This is a genomic window from Alphaproteobacteria bacterium (assembly GCA_020638555.1).
Classification (GTDB): Bacteria; Pseudomonadota; Alphaproteobacteria; order Bin95; family Bin95; genus JACKII01.
The window spans coordinates 309666-335493 of record JACKII010000002.1 but is presented as its reverse complement, the minus strand read 5'-3'; the positions used below and the strand labels follow the sequence as shown (position 1 = coordinate 335493).

27 protein-coding genes are annotated in these 25828 nt (G+C 68.1%); 15 read left to right on the top strand and 12 right to left on the bottom strand.

The genetic code is table 11. The features are described 5' to 3' along the window. Positions 1–68: 68 nt before the first annotated feature. On the top strand, positions 69–752 hold the full coding sequence (locus H6844_07535; protein MCB9929249.1) for an EI24 domain-containing protein: 684 nt from the start codon (positions 69–71) through the stop codon (positions 750–752). A 25-nt stretch (positions 753–777) separates the two neighbouring features. Here H6844_07535 and nth read toward each other — a convergent pair whose 3' ends face one another. Continuing rightward, positions 778–1416, bottom strand: a complete 639-nt coding sequence (gene nth / locus H6844_07530) for an endonuclease III (GenBank protein MCB9929248.1) — start codon at positions 1414–1416, stop codon at positions 778–780. A gap of 265 nt (positions 1417–1681) precedes the next feature. Between nth and H6844_07525 the strand changes: the two genes are divergently transcribed. Next, positions 1682–2206 (top strand): N-acetyltransferase, encoded by a 525-nt coding sequence (locus H6844_07525; protein MCB9929247.1) that lies wholly within the window; start codon positions 1682–1684, stop codon positions 2204–2206. Here H6844_07525 and H6844_07520 read toward each other — a convergent pair. Beyond that, positions 2149–2640, bottom strand: coding sequence for a TIGR02444 family protein (locus H6844_07520; GenBank protein ID MCB9929246.1), 492 nt, complete (start codon positions 2638–2640; stop codon positions 2149–2151). The two genes, H6844_07525 and H6844_07520, sit on opposite strands and share 58 nt — an antisense overlap. Before the next feature lie 107 nt (positions 2641–2747). On the opposite strand from H6844_07520, the gene H6844_07515 reads away from it, so the two are divergent. The 7 genes from H6844_07515 to H6844_07485 all read left to right on the top strand — a co-directional run bounded on the left by H6844_07515 (position 2748) and on the right by H6844_07485 (position 8206). Next, the gene (locus H6844_07515) at positions 2748–2957 is read left to right on the top strand and encodes a YdcH family protein (protein MCB9929245.1); all 210 of its coding nucleotides are present in this window, start codon (positions 2748–2750) and stop codon (positions 2955–2957) included. Between the two features lie 116 nt (positions 2958–3073). Next, positions 3074–3535: a 5-(carboxyamino)imidazole ribonucleotide mutase gene (gene purE / locus H6844_07510; GenBank protein MCB9929244.1), complete on the top strand. Its 462-nt coding sequence runs from the start codon at positions 3074–3076 to the stop codon at positions 3533–3535. Further along, entirely contained in the window at positions 3532–4596 is a 1065-nt protein-coding gene (locus H6844_07505) for a 5-(carboxyamino)imidazole ribonucleotide synthase (GenBank protein ID MCB9929243.1), read from the top strand. Before purE ends, H6844_07505 begins: the two co-directional genes overlap by 4 nt. Before the next feature lie 102 nt (positions 4597–4698). Then, a complete protein-coding gene (locus tag H6844_07500; protein MCB9929242.1) occupies positions 4699–5007 on the top strand; it encodes an antibiotic biosynthesis monooxygenase in 309 nt (102 codons plus the stop codon). A 67-nt stretch (positions 5008–5074) separates the two neighbouring features. After that, positions 5075–5965: a CoA ester lyase gene (locus tag H6844_07495; protein MCB9929241.1), complete on the top strand. Its 891-nt coding sequence runs from the start codon at positions 5075–5077 to the stop codon at positions 5963–5965. A gap of 105 nt (positions 5966–6070) precedes the next feature. Further along, positions 6071–7849: a polyhydroxyalkanoic acid synthase gene (locus H6844_07490; protein ID MCB9929240.1), complete on the top strand. Its 1779-nt coding sequence runs from the start codon at positions 6071–6073 to the stop codon at positions 7847–7849. Between the two features lie 96 nt (positions 7850–7945). Next, entirely contained in the window at positions 7946–8206 is a 261-nt protein-coding gene (locus H6844_07485; GenBank protein ID MCB9929239.1) for a hypothetical protein, read from the top strand. 112 nt (positions 8207–8318) lie between these two features. Here the strand turns inward: H6844_07485 and H6844_07480 are convergent, their stop codons facing one another. Genes H6844_07480 through pheS form a run of 3 tightly spaced genes read right to left on the bottom strand, consistent with a single transcriptional unit; the run spans position 8319 to position 12374 of the window. Further along, the gene (locus tag H6844_07480; GenBank protein MCB9929238.1) at positions 8319–8888 is read right to left on the bottom strand and encodes a nucleotidyltransferase family protein; all 570 of its coding nucleotides are present in this window, start codon (positions 8886–8888) and stop codon (positions 8319–8321) included. Positions 8889–8901: 13 nt separating this feature from the next. Next, positions 8902–11298: a phenylalanine--tRNA ligase subunit beta gene (locus tag H6844_07475; GenBank protein ID MCB9929237.1), complete on the bottom strand. Its 2397-nt coding sequence runs from the start codon at positions 11296–11298 to the stop codon at positions 8902–8904. Continuing rightward, on the bottom strand, positions 11295–12374 hold the full coding sequence (gene pheS / locus H6844_07470) for a phenylalanine--tRNA ligase subunit alpha (protein ID MCB9929236.1): 1080 nt from the start codon (positions 12372–12374) through the stop codon (positions 11295–11297). The genes H6844_07475 and pheS overlap by 4 nt, the downstream gene beginning before the upstream one ends. Before the next feature lie 176 nt (positions 12375–12550). On the opposite strand from pheS, the gene H6844_07465 reads away from it, so the two are divergent. The 3 genes from H6844_07465 to folD are packed head-to-tail and all read left to right on the top strand — an operon-like array spanning position 12551 to position 14041. Beyond that, a complete protein-coding gene (locus H6844_07465; protein ID MCB9929235.1) occupies positions 12551–12850 on the top strand; it encodes a YggT family protein in 300 nt (99 codons plus the stop codon). Next, positions 12837–13157: a DUF167 domain-containing protein gene (locus tag H6844_07460; GenBank protein ID MCB9929234.1), complete on the top strand. Its 321-nt coding sequence runs from the start codon at positions 12837–12839 to the stop codon at positions 13155–13157. The genes H6844_07465 and H6844_07460 overlap by 14 nt, the downstream gene beginning before the upstream one ends. Next, on the top strand, positions 13154–14041 hold the full coding sequence (folD, locus tag H6844_07455) for a bifunctional methylenetetrahydrofolate dehydrogenase/methenyltetrahydrofolate cyclohydrolase FolD (protein MCB9929233.1): 888 nt from the start codon (positions 13154–13156) through the stop codon (positions 14039–14041). The genes H6844_07460 and folD overlap by 4 nt, the downstream gene beginning before the upstream one ends. A 238-nt stretch (positions 14042–14279) precedes the next feature. On the opposite strand, the gene H6844_07450 is transcribed toward folD, so the two are convergent. The 3 genes from H6844_07450 to dnaK all read right to left on the bottom strand — a co-directional run bounded on the left by H6844_07450 (position 14280) and on the right by dnaK (position 18392). Continuing rightward, complete coding sequence (locus H6844_07450; GenBank protein MCB9929232.1) at positions 14280–15215, bottom strand: metallophosphoesterase; 936 nt, start codon at positions 15213–15215, stop codon at positions 14280–14282. Positions 15216–15230: 15 nt separating this feature from the next. Continuing rightward, on the bottom strand, positions 15231–16364 hold the full coding sequence (gene dnaJ / locus H6844_07445; GenBank protein MCB9929231.1) for a molecular chaperone DnaJ: 1134 nt from the start codon (positions 16362–16364) through the stop codon (positions 15231–15233). 111 nt (positions 16365–16475) lie between these two features. Then, the gene (gene dnaK / locus H6844_07440) at positions 16476–18392 is read right to left on the bottom strand and encodes a molecular chaperone DnaK (protein MCB9929230.1); all 1917 of its coding nucleotides are present in this window, start codon (positions 18390–18392) and stop codon (positions 16476–16478) included. 226 nt (positions 18393–18618) lie between these two features. On the opposite strand from dnaK, the gene H6844_07435 reads away from it, so the two are divergent. The 3 genes from H6844_07435 (at position 18619) to H6844_07425 (ending at position 20929) form a co-directional block, all read left to right on the top strand. Then, the gene (locus H6844_07435) at positions 18619–19491 is read left to right on the top strand and encodes a DUF1848 domain-containing protein (protein ID MCB9929229.1); all 873 of its coding nucleotides are present in this window, start codon (positions 18619–18621) and stop codon (positions 19489–19491) included. Between the two features lie 99 nt (positions 19492–19590). After that, positions 19591–20373: a 3-hydroxybutyrate dehydrogenase gene (locus tag H6844_07430; protein ID MCB9929228.1), complete on the top strand. Its 783-nt coding sequence runs from the start codon at positions 19591–19593 to the stop codon at positions 20371–20373. A 37-nt stretch (positions 20374–20410) separates the two neighbouring features. Further along, a complete protein-coding gene (locus H6844_07425) occupies positions 20411–20929 on the top strand; it encodes a DUF1269 domain-containing protein (protein ID MCB9929227.1) in 519 nt (172 codons plus the stop codon). 303 nt (positions 20930–21232) lie between these two features. Here H6844_07425 and H6844_07420 read toward each other — a convergent pair whose 3' ends face one another. The 4 genes from H6844_07420 to H6844_07405 form a co-directional block, all read right to left on the bottom strand. After that, the gene (locus tag H6844_07420) at positions 21233–22591 is read right to left on the bottom strand and encodes a tetratricopeptide repeat protein (GenBank protein MCB9929226.1); all 1359 of its coding nucleotides are present in this window, start codon (positions 22589–22591) and stop codon (positions 21233–21235) included. 62 nt (positions 22592–22653) lie between these two features. After that, positions 22654–23385 (bottom strand): enoyl-CoA hydratase/isomerase family protein, encoded by a 732-nt coding sequence (locus tag H6844_07415; protein MCB9929225.1) that lies wholly within the window; start codon positions 23383–23385, stop codon positions 22654–22656. Positions 23386–23407: 22 nt separating this feature from the next. After that, positions 23408–24607, bottom strand: a complete 1200-nt coding sequence (locus H6844_07410; GenBank protein MCB9929224.1) for a mandelate racemase/muconate lactonizing enzyme family protein — start codon at positions 24605–24607, stop codon at positions 23408–23410. Positions 24608–24782: 175 nt separating this feature from the next. Continuing rightward, entirely contained in the window at positions 24783–25628 is an 846-nt protein-coding gene (locus H6844_07405; GenBank protein ID MCB9929223.1) for a glycine reductase, read from the bottom strand. Between the last annotated feature and the right edge of the window lie 200 nt (positions 25629–25828).

Below are 25828 nucleotides of genomic sequence, written 5' to 3'. Positions count from 1 at the left end.
CCGGTCCCGTTGCCAGCCGGCCGCAGGCGAGTAGCATGCGCCCTCCCCACGTTTCAGGATGACCCTTTATGCTGACGGATATTCTCCGCGTCCTCGCACAACTCGACGACAAGCGCCTGCTGCGCCCCGTCCTGCTGGGCTTCGTCGCGTCCGCGATCACGCTGGCGGGCCTGGTCGCCGTTTCCGCCTGGCTCCTGGGCGGCATCGACACCGGCGGCGACGGCTGGTTCGGCCGCCAGTTGGAGGCCCTGGGACTGGTGGAGATTCTCGGCTCGTTCGCGGTCGGCGTGCTGGCGCTGCTGTTGTTCCCGGCCGTGGCCCTCACCATCCAGAGCCTGTTCCTGGACAGCGTCTGCGATGCCGTCGAGGCACGCTATTACGCCAACACGCCGCCGGCGCGCGAAGTTCCGATCGTGGAAGGCGTGCTCGCGGCGGTGAAGCTGACGGTGCTGGTGATCGTGGTCAACCTGGTGCTGCTGCCGGTCTATCTGATTCTGATGCTGCTGCCGCCCACCGGCCTGATCCTGTATTTCGCGGTCAACGGCTATCTGGTCGGCCGCGAGTATTTCGAGACCGTCGGCCTGCGCCGCCTCACCCTGGCCGAGGCCAAGGTCACCCGGCGGCAGAACCGCATGATGATCTGGATGGATGGCGTGCTGCTGGTGCTGCTGTTCACCGTGCCCTTCGTCAACCTGGCCGGCCCGACGCTCGGCACCGCCTACATGGTCCACCGCTTCCACCGCATCTGGTAGGGCCGGTGGCAGAACCGGGGCGCGGCTAGGCCTCCACCACCTTGGCGTCGAAACAGCAAAGGTCGGCCACCGCGCATTTCACGCAGTCGGGCTTGCGCGCCTTGCAGACATAGCGCCCGTGCAGGATCAGCCAGTGATGGGCGTGGCGCTTGTAGTGGTCCGGCACCACCGCCTCCAGCCCCTTTTCCACCGCGAGCGGCGTCTTGCCGGGCGCCATGCCGGTGCGGTTGGCGACCCGGAACAGGTGGGTGTCGACCGCGATGGTCGGCTCGCCCCAGTAATTGTTCAGCACCACATTCGCCGTCTTCCGCCCGACCCCCGGCAGCGCCTCCAGCGCGGCCCGGTCGCGGGGCACCTCCCCGCCATGCTCGGCAATCAGCTTCTCGGCCATGGCAATGACGTTCTTCGCCTTGGAGTTGTAGAGGCCGATGGTCTTGATGTGCGCCTTCAGCCCCTCCTCGCCCAGCGCCAGCATCTGCGCGGGCGTCGAGACCCTGGCGAACAGCGCCCGCGTCGCCTTGTTCACGCCGACATCCGTCGCCTGCGCCGACAGCGCGACGGCGACCAGCAGCGTGTAGACATTGGTGTATTCCAGCTCCGTCACCGGCTCCGGCGTGCGCTCGGCGAGGCGGGCGAAGAAGGCTTCGATCTTCTCGGGTGTCATCGGGGCCAGGGTCCTGGGGTTCCGGTCGGGCATGGGGCGGACCGGCGGACGCTAGTCGATTTTCTGTCGCGGCCCAACTTTTCCGTTTGAGCCGGCCCCGATGTGCGCTATGAGGCCCGGTATGACACAGCAACAGCGACGACGACAGACCTCGCATCGCCCCGCCTGACGGACCGGGGGCGTTTGCCCGTGCGCGTGCAGGGGGCAAGGCTCCGGGTCCCGTACCCTCCGCGATTTTTTCCTGTTTCTGTCGGACGCTGTTCTCATGGTTGCCATCCTTCCCACCGCCCCTGCCCATTCCGCCCGGATCCAAGACCTGCTGGACCGTAGCTTCGGCCCGAACCGGCACGCCAAGACCAGCTACCGCTTTCGCGACGGCGTCGACGAGGTGGCCTCGCTCGCCCGGGTCGCGCTGTACGAGGGCCGGCTGATCGGCTCGATCCAGTACTGGCCGATGCTGCTGGAAGGCGAGACCGTGCTGCTGCTGGGGCCGCTCGCGGTCGAGCCCGACTGGGCCAACCGGGGCATTGGCCGGGCGCTGGTCGCGGCCTCGCTGGCGGCGGCCGCCGCCGAGGACTGGCGGCACGTCTTTCTGGTCGGAGACTTCGACTATTATCGCCGTTTCGGCTTCCTGCCCGCCAGCAATTGGGGCGTGTCCATGCCGAACGAGCAGCAGCACCGGCTGCTGGCCCGCTGCATCGGCGACGCCCTGCCGCCGGCCGCCGGGACGCTTCAGCCGACGGCGTCCAGCAGCGCATCGATCTCCGCCGCCGCTGCCCTGCCCAGATAGGCGAGGAGATTCGCCCGGGCCAGCGGCCGAATCGGCGATCGTCGGGCCTCGGGCGCCGGCCAGGGCGCGAGCGCGGACAGCAACAGCGCCTGCTCCGCCCGCTCGGCCTCCAGCTCGGCCGCCAGAACGGCGTGCCGGGTTGGCTCCGCCGTCCTTGCGAGGCCGGCCCAGTCGGCCTTCAGCCGCCGCCGCAGACCGCGCAGCGGCGCGACCGCGGCCGCATGCCAGCCGGCAATGGCCCGTTCCGCCCGGTCGCACGCGGCACGATCCAGGCTCCGCCCCCGCTCCGCCGCCCACAGGCACAACAATGCCAGGTTCACGTTCGCGCCCCGTCGCTCCTGCCAATCCAGCATTTGTGCAGCGACTTCGGGAAGAGCGTAAATGCGCAGGGCAAATGTCCAAAACCCGTCCACAGGATCAATCGTCTCATCCACGGTTCGTCATCGACTCCCGTAATTCGGTCAGGTTAGAATGCAACACTGCGGCATAGCCAATTGCTGCGGTTGCTGTTGAGAAGTGCAAAACCATGCATGGAGCCCCCATGGCAGATGACACCGGGATCAGCAAGCCGGATCAAAAGCTGGAAATGCTTCGCGCCGAACATCGCGACCTGGATTACGCGATTGCGACCCTGACCGAACACGCCCCGTACGATCAGGTTCAGGTGCAACGGCTCAAGAAACGCAAGCTGTCCCTGCGGGACGAGATCGAACGGATCGAAGGCTTTGCCCGACCCGACCTGATCGCCTGACCGCCCGAAACGGGCAGTTTTCGAGGGTATCGATGCGAGCCGGTCGTGGCTCGCGATGGTGAGTGTTGTTGCCACAGATCAATCAAACCGACGCGGCCGCCTTGGTTGGCATCGTGATGGGCAGTCAGTCGGACTGGCCGACCATGCGCTTGGCCGCGGAAATGTTGGACGCTTTGCAGGTGCCGTACGAGGCCCGCATCGTCTCAGCCCACCGCACGCCAGACCGGCTGGTCGCCTATGCCAAGGCGGCGAAGGACCGGGGGTTGCGGGTGATCATCGCCGGCGCCGGCGGCGCCGCCCACCTGCCGGGCATGGTCGCGTCCATGACGCCGCTGCCCGTCCTCGGCGTGCCGGTGCAAAGCCGGGCGTTGAGCGGCTGGGATAGCCTGTTGTCCATCGTGCAGATGCCCAAGGGCATTCCCGTCGGCACGCTCGCCATCGGCGAGGCCGGGGCCGCGAATGCCGGCCTGCTGGCCGCCGCCATGCTGGCCACCACCGACCCCGCCCTGGCCGAGCGGCTGGACGCTCTGCGCCAGGCGCAGACCGACGCCGTGCAAGAGGCTCCGTCCGACTCATGATCGCCCCCGGTGCCACCATCGGCGTCCTTGGCGGTGGCCAACTGGGACGCATGTTCGCGTTGGCCGCCGCCCGCCTCGGCTATCGCGTGCACGTGTTCGCGCCCGAGGCCGACAACCCCACCGAACAGGTTTGCGCCGCGGCCACGCACGCCGGCTATGACGACACCGCAGCCCTGAAGGCCTTCGCCGCGGCCTGCGATGTCGTCACCTACGAATTCGAGAACGTGCCCGTCGACGCCGCCGAGACCATCGCCGCCACCACGCCCGTGCGGCCCGCGCCGGACTGGCTGCGCGTCGCCCAGGACCGTCGCCGCGAAAAGGCCTTCGTCCAGGCCGCCGGCGCCGAGGTCGCGGCCTACAAGGCCATCGCCACCGCGGCCGACCTGACCCAGCCCGGCCTCTCCTTCCCCGGCATCCTCAAGACCGCCCAGAGCGGCTATGACGGCAAGGGCCAGGTGCGGGTCGCCGATGCGAGCGACCTGCCCGCGGCGTGGGAGAGCCTGGGTCGCGTGCCGTGCGTGCTGGAGGCCGTGGTGCCGTTCGAGCGCGAACTCTCCGTCATCGTCGCCCGCGGCGCGGATGGCAGGGTGCAATGCTTCCCGCCAGTGGAGAACCGGCACGAGAACCACATTCTGGCAGAAACCATCGCGCCGGCGCCGGTTGCCGACAGCGTCGCCGCCAAGGCCGTTGCCCTGGCGGAGTCCATCGCCCGGCACGGCGATCTGGTTGGGCTGGTGGCGGTGGAAATGTTCCTGCTGCCGGATGGCGGCCTGCTGGTGAACGAGTTGGCGCCGCGGCCGCACAATTCGGGCCATTGGAGCATGGATGCCTGCCAGACCGACCAGTTCGAGCAGTGCGTGCGGGCGGTCTGCGGCCTGCCGCTCGGCGGAACCGCGGTGCTGGCGCCGGCGCGCATGCGCAACCTGCTGGGCGACGCCGTGGATGACTGGGCCCGCTATCTCGCCGACCCGACCGCGCACCTGCATCTCTATGGCAAGGGCGAGGCGCGGCCGGGGCGCAAGATGGGGCATGTGAATTTCGTCGACCTGCCGCGGCGCTGAGGCCGGTTCCGCCCCTCTGGGCCGTGCCGGCCATCGTCTATGTTTCCTCCCATCCTCCCGGTATAGTTTTCCGACCGTCCAATCATCGGGAGGACCGCCGGGATGATCGTCCGAATTTTTCAAGTCACCGTTCAGGACGGGAAGCGGGCAGAGTTCGAAGACTTCTTCCGCAACACGGCGCTTCCGCTGATGAAACGCCAGCCGGGGCTTGTGTCATTGACCGCTTCGGTGCCACGACCGGAAACACCCAATGACTTCAGTATGGTGATGGTCTGGAAGGACCTGGAGGCCATGAAGGCGTTCGTCGGCGAAGACTGGCAATCGGCGCACATCCACCCGGACGAGGCCGAACTGGTGAAGGCACGCACGATCAGCCATTACGACCTGGCCGAGTCCTATACCGCGCCTTGACCCTTCGCATTGCCCGGCAAGGGCGGTATGACTCCGGCAAGAGTTCGGAGAAACAGGATCTGACGTCATGACCGCCCCTCGCCCGCGCCCCGTCTGGCGCTCCATGCTGTTCGTCCCCACCACCTCGGAAAAATTCATCGAGAAAGCGCCCGGCTCCGGCGCGGACGCCATCATTCTCGATCTGGAGGACGCGGTCGCGCCCAACGCCAAGGACGCCGCCCGCGCCGCCCTGCCCGGCGTCGCGAAGCGCCTGGCCGCCCAGGGCCTGGACGTCACCGTCCGCATCAACCGCCCCTGGCGGCTGGCGGTGAAGGATATCGAGGCCGCCGTCTCCGAGGACGTGGTCGCCCTGCTGCTGCCGATGACCGACACCGCCGCCCATGTGAAGGAGGTCGCCCAGGTCGTCTCGGAGGTGGAAGCGGAAAAGGGCCTGCCCCAGGGCCACACCTTCCTCTGCCCGCTGATCGAGACGGCGGAAGGCTATCTGAACGCCCGCGAGATCGCGTTTGCCAGCCCGCGCATGATCTCGCTGTCGCTGGGCTCGGAGGATTTCGCGCTCTCCATGGGCATGGAATCCTGCCCGGAAACGCTCTACGGCCCGAAGCAACAGATCATCGCCTGCGCCCGTGCCGCCGGCCTGTCGCCGGCGGGCTTCATCGGCTCCATCGCCGAATTCCGCGACATGGACAAGCTCTACGAGGTGTTCCGCAACTCCAAGCGCGCCGGCTTCCGCATGGCCAGTTGCATCCATCCGAACCAGGTCAAGGTCTGCAACGAGGTCTACGGCCCGTCGGAAGCGGAAATCGCCCAGGCCCGCAAGATCGTCGACGCCTATGACGCGGCACTCGCCGCGGGCCAGGGCGCGATCACGGTCGACGGCATCATGGTCGACGTGCCGGTGGCCGACCGCGCCCGGGCGGTGCTGGCGCTGGCCGACGCGCTGGCGGGCCGCGGCTGACACGCGACAAAAGGGCGAATTTGCCCCACCGCAAACGGTCATGCCGGGCGCTTAAGTAAAGAGGCGAATTCGTCCCTTGCCCACCCGCCCGGAGTTTCCTGCGTCATGGCCGACCGCAAACAGTCCGGCAATCCAACGTCACCCCGAAATCCGTTCGCGGCGGTTTTCCGTCACGAGAACCTCGACCGCACCTTGCGCGCGAACGAGGCGCGGCTGACGCAAGGCGTTTCGCCCACCGCTATCTCCGCCGCCTGGTTCGACTGGCTGGGACTGCTGGCGCGCTCGCCCGGCAAGCAAATCAGCCTGATGCAACAGGCCTGGTTGCAGGCCACCCGGCTCGGCTTTTTCGGCTGGCACGCCATGCGGAACGAACCGGCCCCGCCCGTGGTTGCGCACGATCCCAACGATCACCGGTTCCGCAATGGCTACTGGGACCGCTGGCCGCACAACGTCCTCGCCGAGAGCTTTTTGGCGGTGGAGCAATGGTGGACCAGCGCCACGTGCGGCATGCGCGGCATGCAGGGCCAGCACGAGGAGCAAATGCGCTTCCTCCTGCAACAATGGCTCGACGTGTTCGCGCCCACCAACGTGCCCTGGCTGAACCCGGAAATCGTCGAACGCACCCAGGCCGAAGCGGGCCACAATCTGGTGCGCGGCGCCGAGCAATGGCTGAACGACTGGGAACGTCTGCTCTCCGGCGAGCCGCCGGACGGCACCCATGCCTTCCGCGTCGGCGACACCATCGCCTGCACGCCGGGCCGGGTCGTCTTCCGCAACGACCTGATCGAACTGATCCAGTACGCGCCCGCCACCGAGACCGTGGCGGCGGAGCCGATCCTGATCGTGCCGGCCTGGATCATGAAGTATTACATTCTCGACCTCTCGCCGGAGAACTCGCTGGTCAAATACCTGACCGAACGCGGCCACACCGTGTTCATCATCTCGTGGAAAAACCCCGGTGCCGAGGACCGGGACACCACCCTGGACGACTACCGCACCCAGGGCGTCATGGCGGCGCTGGATGCGGTCGGCGCCATCTGCCCCGGCCGGAAGGTGCACGCCACCGGCTATTGCCTCGGCGGCACGCTGCTGGCGATCGCCGCCGCCACCATGGGGCGGGACGAGGACGACCGGCTGGCCAGCGTCACCCTGCTGGCCGCGCAGACCGACTTCGCCCAGGCCGGCGAACTGATGCTGTTCGTGGACGAGGCGCAGCTGGCCTATCTCGAAGACCTGATGTGGGACCAGGGCTATCTGGACACGCAGCAAATGGCGGGCGCGTTCCAGATCCTGCGCTCCAACGACCTGATCTGGTCGCGCATCATCCGGCAATACGTGCTGGGCGAGCACGAGCCGATGACCGACCTGATGGCCTGGAACAGCGACCAGACCCGCATGCCCTATGCCATGCACAGCCAGTATCTGCGCGCCCTGTTCCTGGAAAACCGCCTGTCCACCGGCCGGTACGCCGTCGAGGGCCACATCATCGCCCTGCGCGACATCCGCCTGCCGATTTTTGCGGTCGGCACGGAGAAAGACCACATCGCGCCCTGGCGCTCGGTCTACAAGGTGAACCTGCCGACGGACACGGACGTCACCTTCGTCCTCACCAGCGGCGGCCACAATGCCGGCATTGTCAGCGAACCGGGACATCCGCGCCGGCATTTCCAGATGCTGACCCGCCGCCGCAACGATCGCTATGTCGACCCCGACACCTGGGCCGCCATGGCGCCGCATTTCGATGGCTCCTGGTGGCCGGAATGGGAGGCCTGGCTCTCGTCCCAGGGCAGCGCCGAGCGCACCGCACCGCCGGCGATGGGTGCGCCGGACAAGGGCTATCCGCCGCTGGAGGCCGCGCCCGGCACCTATGTGCACATGCGGTGACGGCAGCGGGGCGACCGCAAGGGCCGGCCTGATCTGAATCAATAGCCCCGATGGCGCCTTCGACTATGATGGCGCATATTGTCGGGAGAACCGTCGATGCTGACCCTGGAAGACTGCCTGGCGCTCTGCGAACTGACCCGCGAAGAAATCGACGCGATTGCGGAGCACGAACACCTGCCCGAAACCCTGGCGATGGAGATGGGCGAATATCTCGTCCACACCGTCGACGGCCAGAAACGCATCCGCCGCATGATCGAGGACGATATCGCCGAGGCGCAATCCCGCGGCGACCATCGGCACTCGGCGGCGCTGAAACTGGCGCTCAAGCACTTCTGCGAGTACCACAAGGACGCCTGAAGCGCGGCGTTAGAGCGGTTTCTTTTCCCGCTGGCTCACCAGCCCGGCTTCCCTGTCCCCGCGGAAGCGGGAGATGGGGCCGGAGAGTGGGGCAACCAGGACCGAAAACGCGCTAAACCCCCAGCACCCGCAGCTTCGGCCAGGTGTCCGCCCAGCCCTTGGCGCGCACGCGCTGCCGGTAGGTGCCCAGGCGCTCGCCGCGGAACATGGGGCCGGGCTGGAGGCGCAGGCCCAGCAGGTCGCCGACGCCGAGCGGCGCGTTGATCTGCAAGCGGCCAGCGCGGTCCAGCGCCACACCCACCGCCGTCGGCGTCTCCACCCAATGGCACATGGCGTCGGCCGACGAAAGGAACGGCCGGAACCCGTTCACATGGTGCATGCGCGCCTGGTTGCGCACCTGCCAGGCGTGTTGCGGCAGCCATGCGGCGAGACGTGCTTCCAGCGCCTGCTCGTCATAGGCCGCGTCCGGCGCATCCAGGAAGAACAGCACGTCCACGTCGGCGAGCGGCGTCGGCGCGGCATAGCCGTGCAACCGGTCCCAGACCGCGTTGCGCACGAAGCCCGCCGCCACCCAGCAGTCGCGGAGCCCCAGGTCCCGCACCGCCCGCAGCACGTCCCGCTGCCATTCGCTGGCAAGGGCCGCTGCGACCAGATGCGGAACCGGCTTCTCCACCCACTCCATGGGACGGGTGCCCCTAGCCGCGGAGCGTGCCGCCCGTGGCCTTCTCCACGGCCGCGACCACCTTGGCGCCCAGCGCCTCGATCTGCTCGTCGGTCAGGGTCGCCTCGCGCGGCTGGTAGGTGACGGAGAGCGCGAGCGACTTCTGCCCCTCCGGCACGCCCTTGCCGGTATAGACGTCGAACACGGAGACATCGGCGACCATCGCCTTGTCCGCCTGACGCACCGCCCGCACAACGGCATCCGACGCCACGCCCGCATCCATCAGGAAGGCGAAGTCGCGCTCCACCGGCAGCAACGCCTCCAGCTTCAGCAAGGGCCGGGCCTTGCCGCCCTTGGCGCGCGGCTGCGGGATGCGGTCCAGGAAGCATTCGAAGCCGCAGACCGCCGTATCCAGGTCGTAGTCGCGCAGGATCGCCGGGTGCAGCACGCCGAACGTGGCCAGCACCATCTTGCCGAGCCGGATCGAGCCACTTTGCCCCGGATGGTACCAGGTCGGCGCTTCCGCTACGATCTGAGCGTTGGCGACGGGCGCGCCCGCCGCCTCCAGCGCGGCCAGGGCGTCGGCCTTGGCGTCGAAGGCATCGACGGCGCGCGGCGCCTCCGCCCAGTGGCGCGGGCCGGTCTGGCCCCAGCGCAGGCCGGTGGCCATCAGGTCCTGGCCGGTGTGGTCGGTCTCGCGGTATTGCGGCCCGACCTCGAACAGGCCGGCGGAGCGCTGGCCGCGGTCGCGGTTGCGCCGGGCCGCATCCAGCAGGTTCGGCAGGATGGACGGCCGCATCTGGTTCAGTTCTTCGGAGATCGGATTCGCCACCGTCAGCACATCCGCGCCGCCGCCGAATTTCAGCGCCTGGGCCTTCGGCAGGAAGGAGAAGGTCACGGCCTCCAGCAGCCCCAGGCTCGCCAGCGCGCGACGGGCGCGCGGACGGCGCGCCTGCGGTTCGGTCATGGCCGGCTGCGGCAAGGTGGTCAGGCGCGGCAGCGGCACGATCGGAATCGCGTCATAGCCGTGGACGCGGATCACCTCCTCCACCAGATCGGCCTCGCCATGCACGTCCGGCCGCCAGGAGGGCGGCGAGACCTGAATGCCGTCATCCACCAGGTTCCAGCCGAAACCGAGCCTGGTCAGCGTCTCTTCCGCTTCCTGGCGCGAGACGTCGACGCCGGTCAGTTCCAGCACCCGCTGCGGGCGGAAGTGATAGGCGCGCCGCCATTGCGGCTCCTCGCCGGCGATCACCGGCTCGCTCGCCTCGCCGCCGCAGAGTTCGATAATCATCTGCGCCGCCGCCTCGGCGCCGCTCACCAGCGACTGCGGGTCGACGCCGCGCTCGAAGCGATAGCGCGCGTCGGAGTGAATGCCCAGCTTCCGGCCCGTCGCCGCCGTGCGCAGCGGATCGAACCAGGCGCTTTCGACGAACACGTTGACCGTCTCCTCCGAACAGCCGGAGGGTTCGCCGCCCATGATGCCGCCGAACGCCTCGCCCAGCCGCTCGTCGGCGATCATGCACATGGTCTCGTCGGCGGTGTATTCGCGCCCGTCGAGCGCCAGCAGCGTTTCGCCCGGCCGGCCAAAGCGCACATGGATGTCGCCATGCACCTTGTCCGCATCGAACACGTGCAGCGGCCGGGCGCGATCGAAGGTGAAATAGTTGGTGATGTCCACCAGCGCCGAAATCGGGCGCAGGCCGATGGCCTTCAGCCGCCGTTGCAGCCAGGCGGGGCTCGGCCCGTTTGTCACGCCGCGGATATAGCGGCCGACGAACATCGGGCAGGCGTCGCCCGCTTCCAGATGCACCCGAAGCGGCGAGGCGAACGCGCCCGGCACCGGGTCGCGATAGGGCTCCGGCTTCATCCGACCCAGGCCCGCCGCCGCCAGGTCGCGGGCGATGCCGCGAATGCCGGCGCAGTCGCCGCGATTCGGGGTCAGGCCGATCTCGATCACCGGATCGTCCAGCCCCATCACCTGGGCAAAGGCTGTGCCCACCGGCGGGTCCTGCTCGGTCAGGTCAATGATGCCGGTGTGGTCGTCCGAGAGTTCCAGTTCCCGCTCGGACACCAGCATGCCGCTGGAGGCCTCGCCGCGAATCTCCGCGGCTTTCAGCGTGATGCCCGTGCCGGGAATATAGGTGCCTTCCGGCGCGAACACGCCTTTCATGCCCGTGCGCGCGTTGGGAGCACCGCAGACCACCTGGATCTCCCCATCCGCGGTCTGCACGCGGCAGACCCGCAGCCGGTCGGCATTCGGATGCTGTTTCGCCTCGATCACATAGGCGACCTTGAACGGCGCCAGCGCCGCGGCGGGGTCGGTGACGCTGTCCACCTCCAACCCCAGCATGGTCAGCGCCTCGCAGATCTGGTCGAGGCTTGCGGTGGTCTCCAGATGGTCTTTCAGCCAACCAAGCGTGAACTTCATCGGGCGAGCCCTCCCAGCAGGCTCGGCACGTCCAGCGGCATGAAGCCGTAATGGCGCAGCCAGCGCAGGTCGCTGTCATACATGGTGCGCAGGTCCGGGATTCCGTATTTCAGCATGGCAATGCGCTCGATCCCCATGCCGAAGGCCCAGCCCTGATAGCGGGTCGAGTCGATGCCGCAATATTCCAGCACCTTCGGATGGACCATGCCGGAGCCGAGGATTTCCAGCCAGTCGTCGCCCGCGCCGATGGTGAGGCCGCCGCCCTTGCGCGAGCAGCCGATATCCACCTCGGCGCTGGGCTCGGTGAAGGGGAAGTGCGAGTTGCGGAAGCGCACCGGCAGGTCGTCGATGCCGAAAAAGGCACGGCAGAACTCGATCAGCGTGCCCTTCAGATGGCCCATATGGGTCGACTCGTCGATCACCAGCCCCTCCACCTGGTGGAACATGGGCGAGTGGGTGGCGTCGTGGTCGCTGCGGAAGGTGCGGCCCGGCACGATGATCCGGATCGGCGGTTCCTGGGTCAGCATGGTGCGGATCTGCACCGGGCTGGTGTGGGTGCGCAGCACCGGCCGCGAGCCGTCCGCGTGCTCGGTCAGGTAGAAGGTGTCCATCTCCTGGCGGGCCGGATGCTCTTCCGGGATGTTGAGGGCGGTGAAATTGTGCCAGTCGTCCTCGATATCCGGCCCTTCGGCGATGACGAATCCCATCTCGCCGAAAATCGCCACCAACTCGTCCCACGCCTGCATCAGCGGGTGCAGCCGGCCTTCCGGCTGCGGCCGGACCGGCAGGGTCACGTCCACCCGCTCGCGCGCGAGGCGGGCTTCCAGTTCCGCCGCCTCCAGCGCGCCCTTGCGGGTTTCGAGGGCGGCGGCGACCTCGTCCTTCAGCGCGTTGAACGCCTGGCCCGCCGCCCGCCGCTCGTCCGGCGGCAACTGGCCCAGCGTCTTCATCTGGTCGGTGATCGCACCCTTGCGACCGAGGGCGGACACCCGCACCTCGTCCAGGGCCGCGGTCGACGCCGCGGCCTCCACCTGCGCGAGGAGAGATTCGCGCAGTTCGTCGATGGCTATGGCCATGGAATCGGCTCTCCAATGATCGGATCAGGGCGGGTTGTCACGCCTTCGGCGGCGAAGGGCAAGAGACGAAATGCAGCGGCCCCTTCCAATCGTGCCCGCACCCTTGCCGCAACAGGCCGGCGCCGCTAGCTTGTCGCCGCTGAAGGCCCCGGCAGACCCGAAAAGCGAGCGCACCGATGGACGTTATCCTGATCCCGCTGTTGAACATCCTCTCCACCGTGATCAACATCTATATCTGGGTCATCATCATCGGTGCGATCCTGAGCTGGCTGGTGGCGTTCAACGTCGTCAACACCTCCAACCGCGCGATCTACATGGTGGGCGATGTCTGCTATCGCCTGACCGAGCCGGCGCTGCGGCCGATCCGGAATTTCCTGCCGAATATCGGCGGCATCGACCTGTCGCCCATCGTGCTGATCCTGATCCTGATCTTCGCGCGCGACGTGTTCCGAGGCCTGGTCTATGCCGGCTATTGAGCCCTCGCCGATCTCGCCCGCGCCGGAGGGTTTGCGCCTGGCCGTGCGGCTGACGCCGGGCGCCAAGGCCAACAAGCTGGAAGGCGGCGAGGTGGATGCGGCCGGCAAATCCTGGCTGCGCGTCCGCATCTCGGCGCCGCCGGCCGATGGCCAGGCGAACAAGGCGCTGGTGCAATTCCTGGCCAAGCGCTGGCGGCTGCCGAAATCCGCCATTGCCATCGTCTCCGGCGCCTCGGCCCGCAACAAGATTCTCGCCCTGGAGGGCGACCCCGACCATCTTCGCAGCCTGATCGAGGCCGATCTATGACCGCCACCCGTATCGACGGCAAGGCCGTCGCCGAATCGCTTCGCGCCCGCGTCGCCGCCGCCGTTGCCCAGATGGGCGTCAAGCCCGGCCTCGCCGTCGTCCTGGTCGGCGAGGACCCGGCGAGCCAGGTCTATGTGCGCAGCAAGGTCAAGGCGTGCGAGGAAGCCGGCATTGCCAGCTTCCACCACACCCTGCCGGCCGAGACCGGCCAGGCCGACCTGCTGGCCCTGCTCGACCGGCTGAACGCCGACGCCGCCGTGCACGGCATCCTGGTGCAACTGCCCCTGCCCGGCCATATCGACGAGCAGACCGTGATCGAGCGCATCGACCCGGCCAAGGACGTGGACGGCTTCCATCCGGTCAATGTCGGCCGCCTGTCGCTGGGTCTGCCGGCGCTGGAGCCCTGCACACCGCGCGGCTGCATGATCCTGGCCCAGAGCGTGCGCCAGGACCTGACCGGCCTGCACGCGGTGATCGTCGGCCGCTCCAACATTGTCGGCAAGCCGATGGCGCAGATGCTCCTGGCCGCCAACTGCACGGTCACCATTGCCCACTCCCGCACGCGCGACCTGCCGGCGGTCTGCCGCGAGGCGGACGTGCTGGTGGCCGCGGTCGGCCGGCCGCAGATGATCCGGGGCGACTGGATCAAGCCCGGCGCCATCGTGCTGGATGTCGGCATCAACCGCATCCCGCGCGAGGACGGCAGCGGCAAGACCCGTCTGGTCGGCGATGTCGCCTATGCGGAAGCGGCGGAAGTGGCCGCCGCCGTCACGCCGGTGCCGGGCGGCGTCGGCCCGATGACCATCGCCTGCCTGCTGCGCAACACCGTGATCGCCGCCGCCCGCCTCGCCAGCGAGGCGGTCCCCGCGGCCCTGGACGCCTGAGCCGCTGCTTCCCGGCCGAGCCGTAGGCGAGCGCCGGGACCGGTTGCTCTCGCGAACACCGCCACCGCGGGTGTTCGAAGGATGACACCGGCCCCGGATCGGCGCTCCGCACCGTCCGGGGAACACCGGCGCTCCGCACCGTCCGGGGAACACCGGCGCTCCGCACCGTCCGGGGAACAGCCCGCGCGCTGCGGCGGCCTTGGGGCAGCCGTCAACCGAGCAGCCCTCAACCGGACGGCTATTGCCGGTCCGGCGGCAGGACCGCCCGCAGGCGGATCAAGGCCACTTCCGGCGGACAATTGTGCCGGCGCGGCATGCCGGAGACCCCGGCGCCGCGGGTGGTGTAGCCCCACATCGCCCCCTCCCGCCACAAGCCGCACGCCAGGTCGGGGCGGCGTGTGTTGCGAAAGATGGGCCGGCCCCGCGGCAGGCAGATCTGGCCGCCATGGGTGTGGCCGCAGAGATAGAGATCGGCACCGCCGGCCGCGGCGGCGGCCGCCAGTTCGGGCGCGTGCGCCAGCACGATCCGGAACCCCTCCCCGCCTGTCGCCAGCGCATCCCGCAAGGGCCCGTGCGCCTGCTCGTAAGGGTCGTCGAGCCCCGTCAGGCGCACGGTCGCCCCGCCATGGGCGACAACCGCCTGCTCGTTCACCAGCAGTCGCCAGGAGGGCTCGTCGCGCAACGCCCGTGCCAGCCGGGCCGAATCGTAATTGCCCAGGGTCAGAAACACCCCGTGCCGGCTGTCGACGCCATCGAGGATCGGCACCAACGCCGCCACCACCGCCGCCGCCGGCGCGGTATAGCGCGGGGCATAGTCGCCGGTCAGCACGCAGAGATCGACCCGCAGTCCGGCCACGGCCGCCGCTATCGCCGCAACGCCGCCGGGCAGATAGCCCAGATGCAGATCGCTCAGATGCAGGATGGAAAGACCGTCCAGGCGCGGGTCCAGCCCCGGCACCGGCAGGTCGAGCGGCGCGACGCGCACGTCCAGCGCCTGGATACGGCCGGCGGCGTGCTGGCCGATCAGCCACAGCCCGGTCTCGAACAGCACGTTGCGGAGCGGCCGCCACCAGCGCCGCCGCAATCCCGCCAGCCAGAACCGCGGCCGGCCCCGCGTCAGCCCGGGCGGCAGGCGCCGGGCCGCGGCCCAGGCGTCGAACGCGGCGTCATCCAACCGCCGCCCCCCGAATCAGTCCGCCAGGCCGTCCCAGAATTCCTTGACCTTTTTGAAGAAACCCTCGGTGTGCGGATGCGAGCCCGCCTCGCCGGCCTCGTCGAACTCGCGCAGCAACTCCTGCTGGCGCTTGGTCAGCTTGACCGGCGTTTCGACGCGGGACTCGATGAACATGTCGCCGGCGCCGCGATTGTGCAGCCGCACCATGCCCTTGCCGCGCAGGCGGAACTGGTGGCCGCCCTGGGTGCCGGCCGGGATGTTCACCTTGACCCGGTTGCCGTCGATGGTCGGCACCTCAATCGAGCCGCCCAGCGCCGCCGTCACCATCGGGATCGGCACCTCGCAATAGATGTCCGCGTCCTCGCGCTGGAAGACCGGGTGCTGCCGGATGGAGATGAAAATGTAGAGGTCGCCGGACGGTGCGCCCCGCATGCCCATTTCGCCTTCGCTCGCCAGGCGAATCCGCGTGCCGTCGTCGACGCCCGGCGGAATGGTGACGTTCAGCGTCTTCTCGCGCCGCACCCGGCCCTGCCCCGAACAGGCGGAGCACGGATCGGAGATCATCTGTCCCGCACCCTGGCAGGTCGGGCATGTGCGCTCGACCGTAAAGAAGCCCTGCTGCGCCCGCACCCGCCCGGCGCCGTGGCACATGGGGCAGGTCTTCGGCGGCGCACCGCCTTCGGAGCCCGACCCGTCGCAGGACTCGCACGCCACCTGGGTCGGGATGGTGATCGTCGCCTGCTTGCCCGTATAGGCTTCCTCCAGCGAGATCTCCATGTTGTAGCGCAGGTCGCTGCCGCGCTGCGGCCCGCCGCGACGGCGCCGCCCGCCCAGATCGCCGAACATCTCCTCGAAAATATCGGCGAAGCCGCCGCCGCCGCCGTTGAAGCCGAAACCGCCCCCCGGATGGCCGCCGCCCTGCTGGCGCTGGGTGAAGGCCTCGTGGCCCATGCGGTCATAGGCAGCGCGGTTGTTCGCGTCCTTCAGAACGTCATAGGCCTCGTTCAGCTCCTTGAACTTGGCCTCAGCCTCCGGATTGTTCGGGTTGCGGTCCGGATGGTACTGCATCGCCAGTTTGCGATAGGCGGACTTGAGTGTCTTCTCGTCAGCGCCGCGTTCGACGCCCAGCACGCTGTAATAGTCGCGCATCGGTTACTCCAGGAACGACCGGATGGCCGGACATGCGAACACCCCGAACGAATGCCGGGGTGTCGCAGTGTGGCAAGCCTGATGCCGAACCGCCAGCATCAAGCTACGGGGTCAAGCGGATTTCTTGTCGTCCTTGACTTCTTCGAAGTCGGCATCGACGACGCCTTCGTCCGCAGCACCCTGGCTGCCACCGGCGGCACCGCCGGCGTCGGCGTCGCCGCCTTCGCCCTGCTGCGCCTTGTACATGGCCTCGCCCAGCTTCATCGAAGCCTCGGTCAGCGCCTGGGTCTTGGCCTCGATCTCGGCGGTGTCTTCGCCGTCCTTGACGTCGTTCAACGCCTGCAGGGCCGCCTCGATCGCCGTCTTGTCGCCGGCATCCACCTTGTCGCCGAACTCGGCCAGATTCTTCTCAACCGAGTGAATCAGGCTTTCGGCCTGGTTCCGCGCCTCGACCAGGGCCCGGCGCTGCTTGTCCGACTCGGCGTTGGCCTCGGCGTCCTTCACCATCTGGTCGATGTCGGAATCGGACAGACCGCCGGACGCCTGAATCCGGATATTCTGCTCCTTGTTGGTCGCCTTGTCCTTGGCCGAGACGTTGACGATGCCGTTGGCGTCGATGTCGAACGTCACCTCGATCTGCGGCACGCCGCGCGGCGCCGGCGGAATGCCGACCAGATCAAACTGGCCCAGCACCTTGTTGTCGCCGAACATCTCGCGCTCGCCCTGGCCGACGCGGATGGTCACCGCGTTCTGGTTGTCGTCGGCGGTGGAGAACACCTGGCTCTTGCGGGTCGGGATCGTGGTGTTGCGGTCGATCAGCCGGGTGAACACGCCGCCCAGCGTCTCGATGCCCAGTGACAGCGGGGTCACGTCCAGCAGCAGCACGTCCTTGACGTCGCCCTTGAGCACGCCGCCCTGGATCGCCGCGCCGATGGCCACGACCTCGTCCGGGTTCACGCCGCGGTGCGGCTCACGACCGAAGAACTTCTTCACGGTCTCCAGGATTTTCGGCATGCGGGTCATGCCGCCGACCATGACGACCTCGTCGATCTCGCCGGCGGTGACGCCCGCGTCCTTCAACGCCGCCTTGCACGGGCCGACGGTGCGCTGCACCAGGTCGTCGACCAGCGCTTCCAGCTTCGCCCGGCTGAGCGAGACGTTCAGGTGCTTCGGCCCGGTCTGGTCCGCCGTGATGAACGGCAGGTTCACTTCCGTCTGGGTCGAGGACGACAGTTCGATCTTGGCCTTTTCCGCGGCCTCTTTCAGGCGCTGCAGGGCCATCTGGTCGTTGCGCAGGTCGATGCCCTGCTCTTTTTTGAACTCGTCGGCCAGATAGCCGATGATGCGCTGGTCGAAATCCTCGCCGCCCAGATGGGTGTCGCCATTGGTCGACTTCACCTCGAACACGCCGTCGCCGATCTCCAGGATGGAGATGTCGAACGTGCCGCCGCCCAGGTCATAGACCGCGATGGTGCCGGAATTCTTCTTGTCCAGGCCGTAGGCCAGCGCCGCCGCCGTCGGCTCGTTGACGATGCGCAGCACTTCGAGGCCGGCGATCTTGCCGGCGTCCTTGGTCGCCTGGCGCTGCGAGTCGTTGAAATAGGCCGGAACCGTGATGACCGCCTCGGTCACCGGCTCGCCCAGAAACGCCTCGGCGGTTTCCTTCATCTTCTGCAGGATGAAGGCGGAAATCTGCGACGGCGCGTATTTCTCGCCCTGCGCCTCGACCCAGACATCGCCCGCGTCGGACTTCACCAGCTTGAACGGGGTCCTTTCGTCCTGAATCTTCGGGTCGTCGAAGCGACGGCCGATCAGGCGCTTGATCGCGTAGAGCGTGTTGGCCGGGTTCGTCACCGCCTGCCGCTTGGCCGCCTGGCCCACAAGGCGCTCGCCGTCCTTCGTGAAGGCCACCATCGACGGGGTCGTGCGGGCGCCTTCGGAGTTTTCGATCACGCGCGCATCTTTACCGTCCATCACCGCGACGCACGAATTGGTCGTGCCGAGGTCGATGCCAATTACTTTTGCCATTGACTGTTAAGTCCTTTCCGTCATCGGCGAGCAGGCGAGGCCTGATGGATGCCAGCGCATCGCCCGCCCCCTGGAGAGGTCCAGAGGAGTTGAGAAAATCAAGGCCGATCACGCCTTGTTGATGGCCATATAGGCAGGCAAAATCAGCGGTTCAACAGCGGACTGAACCCCATTTCCGCCATGCGGCGTCGCGCGCACGCCGAAATCGTGGCAATCCGGGAAAACCATGATCGTCTCGGCCAGTTACCGCACCGATATCCCCGCCTTCTATGCCGCATGGTTCGTCCGTCGATTGGCCGCCGGAGAGGCCTGGGTGACGAATCCCTATGGTGGCAAGCCCTATCGGGTATCGCTGGCGCCGGACGATGTCGACGGCTTCGTGTTCTGGACCCGCAACATCGCCCCCTTCCGGGACGCCCTGGCCGCGGTGGAGGCCATGCGCCGGCCCTATGTGGTGCAATACACCGTCACCGGCTATCCGTCCGCCCTGGAGGCCGGCGTGCCGCCCGCGGGCCATGCCGTCGCCCAGATCCGCGAACTGGCCGCGCGCCGCGGCCGGGCGGGAACGGTCTGGCGCTATGACCCGATCCTGTTCACCAGCCTGACCCCGCCGGACTGGCATCGCGCGGCCTTTGCCCGCATCGCCGATGCCCTGGCGGCGGCGGTGGACGAGGTCACGGTCTCGTTCGCCACCATCTACCGCAAATCCGCCCGCAATCTGCGGCTCGCCGCGGCCCGGCACGGCTTCGACTGGCCCGAGCCGACCGCGGACGAACAGCGGGCGTTTCTCGCCGATCTGGCCCTGATTGCCGCCGACCGCGGCCTGCGCCTCACGGTCTGCTCGCAACCGCATCTGGAGCAACCGGGCGTTGCCGGCGCGGCCTGCGTCGACGCCGACCGGCTCTCGCGCATCGCCGGCCACGCCATCCGGGCGCGTACCAAGGGCAACCGGCCCGGCTGCCTTTGCGCCGAAAGCCGCGATATCGGCGCCTACGACACCTGCGCCCACGGTTGCGCCTATTGCTATGCGGTGCGCGACCACGAGAGAGCGCGACAAACGGTGCGCCGGCACGACCCGTTGGCCGAACGGCTCGGCTGACCCACATCCGTGTAGCGAGGAAGCGCCGACTTCACGGCGGGCACCGGTGTTCCGCACGAGCCCTGGCGACCTGCCCGCGTCATCGAGGAGATCACGCTTATGAACCTGCAAGACAAAGCCTGCATCGTTACCGGCGCCGCCCGCGGCATTGGCGCGACGATCGCCAAACGCTATGTCCAAAGCGGCGCCAAGGTCGCCATCGCCGACCTGAACCTGGGATCGGCGCGGGAAACCGCGGCCGAACTGACGAAGATGGGCCCCGGTTCGGCCATCGGCATCGCCATGGACGTGACGGACGAGGCCGCCGTGAACGCCGGCGTGCAGACCGTGGTCGACACCTGGGGCCGGGTGGACGTGCTCGTCTCCAACGCGGGCATCCAGATCGTGCACGAACTGGTCGATTTCCCCTTCAACGAATGGAAAAAGCTGCTGTCGATCCATCTCGACGGCGCATTCCTGACCTCGAAAGCCTGCCTGCCGCACATGTACACGCAGGGCGGCGGCGCCATCATTTTCATGGGCTCGGTCCATTCCAAGGAGGCCTCGCCGCTGAAATCGGCCTATGTGACGGCCAAGCACGGCCTGCTCGGCCTCGCCCGCGTCATCTCCAAGGAGGGCGCCAAGCACGGTGTCCGCGCCAACGTGATCTGCCCCGGCTTCGTCAAGACGCCGCTGGTGGAAAAGCAAATTCCGGAACAGGCGCAGGAACTGGGAATTTCCGAGGAAGAGGTGGTCAAGACCGTCATGCTGGGCGGCACGGTCGACCACGAATTCACCACCGTCGAGGACGTGGCCGAGGTGGCGCACCTGTTCGCCGCCTTCCCCACCAACGCGCTGACCGGCCAGTCGCTGGTGGTCAGCCATGGCTGGTTCATGGAGTAACGGCCCCTACCCGGAATTTGGCAAAGGTATCAACGTCATGGCTGAATTGATCGTGATTGGTTACGCTTCCGAAGCAAAGGCCGAAGAAGCGCGGAACGACTTGTTTCAAATGGCCAAAGAATACCTCATCGACGTCGGCGACGCAGTCGTCGCCACTGCCGACGATAAGGGAAAGGTCAAACTCAATCAGATGGTCCATCTCTGGTCCATCGGCGCCACCACCGGCGCCTTTTGGGGGCTGCTGATCGGGCTGCTGTTCCTCAGCCCCCTGTTCGGGGTCCTGGCCGGAGCGGCCGCCGGCGCCGTTTCCGGCGCGTTGAACGACTACGGCATCAATGACGACTTCATGAAGAACGTCGCAAAGGTCCTGAAACCGGGCCATGCCGCCCTCTTCATCATGGCGAGGCAGGTCAACAGCGACCGCGTGATCTCCGAGTTGGCGACACACGGCGGCGAGGTGCTGCGGACCAATCTCGACACCGGTCAGGAGCACAAGCTGCGTGAGGCCTTCGCCAAGGCCCAGGCCGCCGCCAGCGAGCAGCAAAAGGGCGCCTGACCCGCCAACCTCCGGTGGTCAGGGCTGGCTGTGGTTCATGGCGTAACACCTGACCCCCGCCCGCGATCCACGGAAACCGGTGTTCCCCGGCGGTGCGGTGCGCCGATCTTGTTCCCCGGAGGTGGCGGAGCCGCCATCCGGGGCCGCTCGCGGCGTGCGAACACCGGCGAGGGCGGTGTTCGATGAAAGACACCGGCCCCGGCTCGGCGCTCCGCACCGTCCGGGGAACAAGATCGGCGCGCCGCACCGTCCGGGGAACAAGATCGGCGCGCCGCACCGTCCGGGATACAGCGTCGGTTCGGGTCAGGCCGCCAGCTCGCCCGCCGCCGCCTCGCGATAGAGGCTGCGGCCGGCGACCTGTTCGAAGCCGATGCTGGCGATGTCGTCCAGCAGGATGCCGATCTCGGTCTTGCGACCCGCCCGCACCGCCGCGTCGACCAGCATCTGAAAGAACACGTCCCGCTGGGCATGGCTGCCGCCGACCTGGTGCAGGTCGCGGCGCACCGGCCAGATCAGGTCCACCACCTTGCCATAATCGCCGGCGCGGTGCGCCGCCATGGCCTCGACGACCGGCGCGCCCACGGTCTGGGTCACCGCGCCGATCGTGCCGACGGCGCTGCCGGACTGGCGCATTCCCGCAACCAGGGTCTCCACCAGGTCGAACCGCCCCACCGCCGCCAGCGCCATGGCGTCATGGGCGCTGCTGAACGGGTTGGCGTGATCGTGGACGCGCCCGGCGCAGATCTCGGCAATGGTGTTCCAGCGCTCGCCGACATCGACGCCGCGCAGTTCCAGGCGCATCAGCAACGAGGCCACGTTCTGCAGGTCGATGGTCGCGTCCGGCATGGCCTGGACCAGCGGCGAGTTCGGGTTGCGCACCTTGGTGTCGAGCAGTTCGAGAATGCGGTCGTACTCGTTCCGCTCCAGCAGGAACAGGCAGAGATGCCACCAGCAATGGTGTGCGATCTGGTTGACCCGGCCCCAGTTGCACGACAACCCGCCCAGGAACGAGGCGCCCTCGTCCGCCCGGCCCTGCATCACCAGCGTGTGCGCGACCGCATGGGCGCCCCAGGCGCTTTCCGGCTCTCGCTCCACCGCGCCGCGGCCGCAACGTTCGGACATGGCATAGTCGCCGGCTTCCTCGTTCGAGAAGGCGCGCACGGCCAGGAAATGGCCGTAGTCGAGCGTGTCCTCGGTCCAGGCGGGCGCGGCGCGCTCGACAATGTCGCGCATCCAGCGGCTTTCGCCGCTCCAGAACAGTTCGAACTGCGCCAGCCGGTGCACCAGCAAATCGGTCGGGTGTTCGGCCAGATGGGTTTCCAACTGCGAGACGCCGCCCTGCAAATGGCCGGAATCCGCGGTCGCAACCGCGCGCGCCATCGCCTGTTCGCGGGAAGAGGCATCGCCCAGATACGGCTCGACCTCGGCCAGCAAGGCCCGCACCGCCGGGTGGAATTTCTCCGAGCGCGCGGCGTGCAGGATCCAGGCCTTCAGCAGCTTCGGCGCCGGAAATTCCGGGTCGGCCTCGATCGCCGCGTTCAGATGCGCCATGGCATCGGCACGCCAGGCGACGAACGACCGGGCGCCCGCGTCGAACGCCTCGGCGGCGGCGGGGTTCGCCGTCGTCATCGCAAAACCGTAACTGTCCGTCATTCCGCTCATGGTGCGTTTCCTCTCTGGTTCTTTGTGTTCTGGAATCATCCGTAACCGTGCGGCCGCCGGCCCTAGCGCCGCGCCGCGGCGGCGCGAAAGGCGGCGATGCGCTCCTTCAGCCCCGGCACCGCAACCGAGCGGGCCAGCGCGGCCATGTCCGCATCGCGGGTGTCGGGACGGGTGACATCGGCCAGGGCCGCGGTCACGGAGGCGCCCAACTGGGTGTAGGACTCGGCGAAACGGTCGATTTCCGCCGGCCAATCCTCGGCCGGCACCAGCGCATCGACCAATCCCAGCGCCCGGGCCTCGTCGTCCGCCACCGGCCGGCTTTCGATCTGGATCTGGCGGGCCGCGACGGGGCCGATGCGATAGGCGAGCCGCCGCGTCCCCAGCACCACGCCGAAGCGCGGCCCCGGCATCTGGAACCGGACGCCGGGCGCGGCCACCACGCGCATGGCGGCGGCGGCCAGATCGGCGCCCGCGCCCACCGCCCGGCCCTGCACCAGGGCCAGCACCGGCATCGGCGCGTGAAACACCGCCTGCAACATCTCCTCCACCTGCAAAAACCGCAGGGCGAGATCGCCGTCGGTCAGGCGTTCGAAGTCGCCGAAGTCGAAGCCGGCGCAGAAATGCCGGCCCTCGCCCCGCAACACCAGCGCCCGCGCACCCTCGGCCGCGGCCCGGTGCACCGCGTCGCGGATGCCGTCCGCCATCTCGCCCGAAAGCGCGTTGGCCTTTTCCGGACGCGCGAGCGAGACCACGGTCACCCGCTCCCGCACATCCACGCTGACAGAGTCGCTCATGAAACAGGGTTCTCCGGTGCGATTACGAGCGTTTGTATTGCAACAGGCCGCCGGTGAGCTTCGGCGGACGGGCGCGGATGGCCTCTTCGATGGGCTCGGTGCCCCAGCCGGGACGGTCCGGCACCAGCACATGGCCGTCCCTGAACTCCGGCGCATGGGTGAACAGGTCCGTCTCCCAGGGCAGACGGTCCACGTCGATCTCCATGATGTGCAGGTTCGGCACCGCGGCGGCGAACTGGATGTTCATCATGCTGCACAGATCGCCATAGAAATTGTGCGGCGCGATGTTGATGTCGTGGGCGTCGGCCATGGCCGCGATCCGCATGGACTGCCAGACGCCGTTCCAGACCGCATCGATAATGGCCACGTCCATCGCCTGCGCCTCGAAATAGGGCAGGAAATTCTTCAGGCCGATCAGCGTCTCGCACGAGGCGATCGGGTGCGGGCTGTGATCGCGCACATAGGCCTGGGCCTTGGGGTTGTGCGTGTCGACCTCGACCCAGAAGAAGTCGAAATCCTCGAACGCCCGCAGGAATTTCAACAGGCCTTCCGGCTTCGCGTTGAAGTTGATGTCGATCAGAATGTCCATGTCCGGCCCGGCGCCGTCGCGCAGCGCCTCCAGATGCGCGCGGACATTGCGGATCAGCTTGCGGTCGATGGGCAATTGCGGCTGGTAGGGCACGCCGAAGCCGGCCCGCCAGGCATAGGGGTTGCCGTCCTCGTGAATGAACAGGTTGGTCTTGAGCCCGGTGAAGCCGCGCTCCGCCGCCTCCGCCCCGGTCGCCTTGACCCCGTCCAGGTCGGTCACCGCCGGCGGGTAGTAGCCCGGGTGGTTGATGCGCCAGCTGGGGCAGTGGGACCAGTAGACCCGCACCGCATCGCGATGCTTGCCGCCCAGCAATTCGTAGCAAGGCACGCCCAGCGCCTTGGCCTTGGCGTCCAGCAGCGCGTTTTCCAGCGCGCCGATGGCCTGGCCGATCACGCTGCCGGGGGCCGGCCGGGTGACGCTCTGGGCCAGTTGCACGAAACGCTCGTGCGCGCCCACGTCCTCGCCGACCAGCCGGCCGGCCAGCTTCTCGATGATGGTGCCGACGCCGGGCGAGCCGAAGCTCTCGTCATACTCGCTCCAGCCGACAATGCCGGTGTCGGTCGACAGCTTCAGAAAATAGTAATTGCGCCAGCCCGCGTCGCACACGAGCGTTTCGACATTGGTAACCTTCATGCCTCGCCTCCCTTGGCTCCGATCGGCGCCGGGGTCGTGCCGGCACCCGCACGACCCCGGTTTCGCCTGTGGCGGCCCCCAGCGCAAGCGCCGGGTGTTCAATCCCAGCGCAAGCGCCCGGCTTCAATCCGAGCGCGAGCGCCCGGCGTTCAATCCCGGCGCAAGCGCCCGGTGCTCAATCGCCCGCGGCGCTGTCCCGCGGCGCCTGGCCGCGATTTTGCCGGCGCTGGTCACCAACGGCCAGCAGCCGCTCCCGGTCTTCCGGCCGGATGCGGTTGTAGCGCTCGCGCCAGTCGGGGTCGGGCTTCCACTCGAACGGCGAGCGCACGGTGGTCCGCGGCCCCGCCGCCGTTTCCAGCAGGGACAGCGCCAGCCGCAGCGTCTCGGTCTGCATGTCCGGCGTCCAGGGATGGCCGCACGGATTGCCGAGCGGGAAGTCCGAGAACACGAACCGCGCGACGCCGCAATGCTCGACGATATCCTTGGCCGAGCCGATGACGACGGTGGGAATGCCGTTCTCTTCCAAATGCCGGGCGATCAGACTCACGGTCTGATGACACACCGGTCAAAGGGCGGTCAGAACGGCGGCGTCGACCCGGTCCTCGCGCAGCCGGCGCAACAGTTCCGGTGCGTCCTGCTCGTTGGTCTTGCGGTGGCTGTAGTCGGTGGGCGCGCCGTGGAAGCGCGGCGCCAGCCGGCCGATCACCCCTTCCGCCGCCAGCCGCTTCGCGGCCTCGGTCGGCAGGAAGGTCTCGCGGTCGTCCGTGTGGGTCGATTCCTTGTCCCAGGCCAGGTCGGTGTCGAACGTCGCCGGCGGATTGTCGACATCGCCGGACCAGACATGCTTGCGATTGCGCTCGTCCCGGTTCGAGAGGTCGGGCGGCCCCGCCGTGGTGATCAACGCCACCGTGCACTGGGACAGCGGCTTTGCCAGCCGGGTGAACGGCGCCGTGTCGTGATGCGCCCACACATAGTCGTTGTCATAGCCGAGCGCGCGATAATATCGGCGCGTTCGCTCCATATATCCCACCGGAGGCCCGGCAGTTTGGCCAGCCACGGTTTTCTCCTTCCAGCAATTTCGGCCCCCATACCGCCGCCATGCAGCAGCCCACTGCCGGCAGTTGTCCCACAGATCGCCGAAAATCCGGAAGGAAATTTTCTCTTCGTGTGCGCGAACGCCGCTTCCGCCCCGGACACGGCGCGAAACCGCTGCATCCGGCT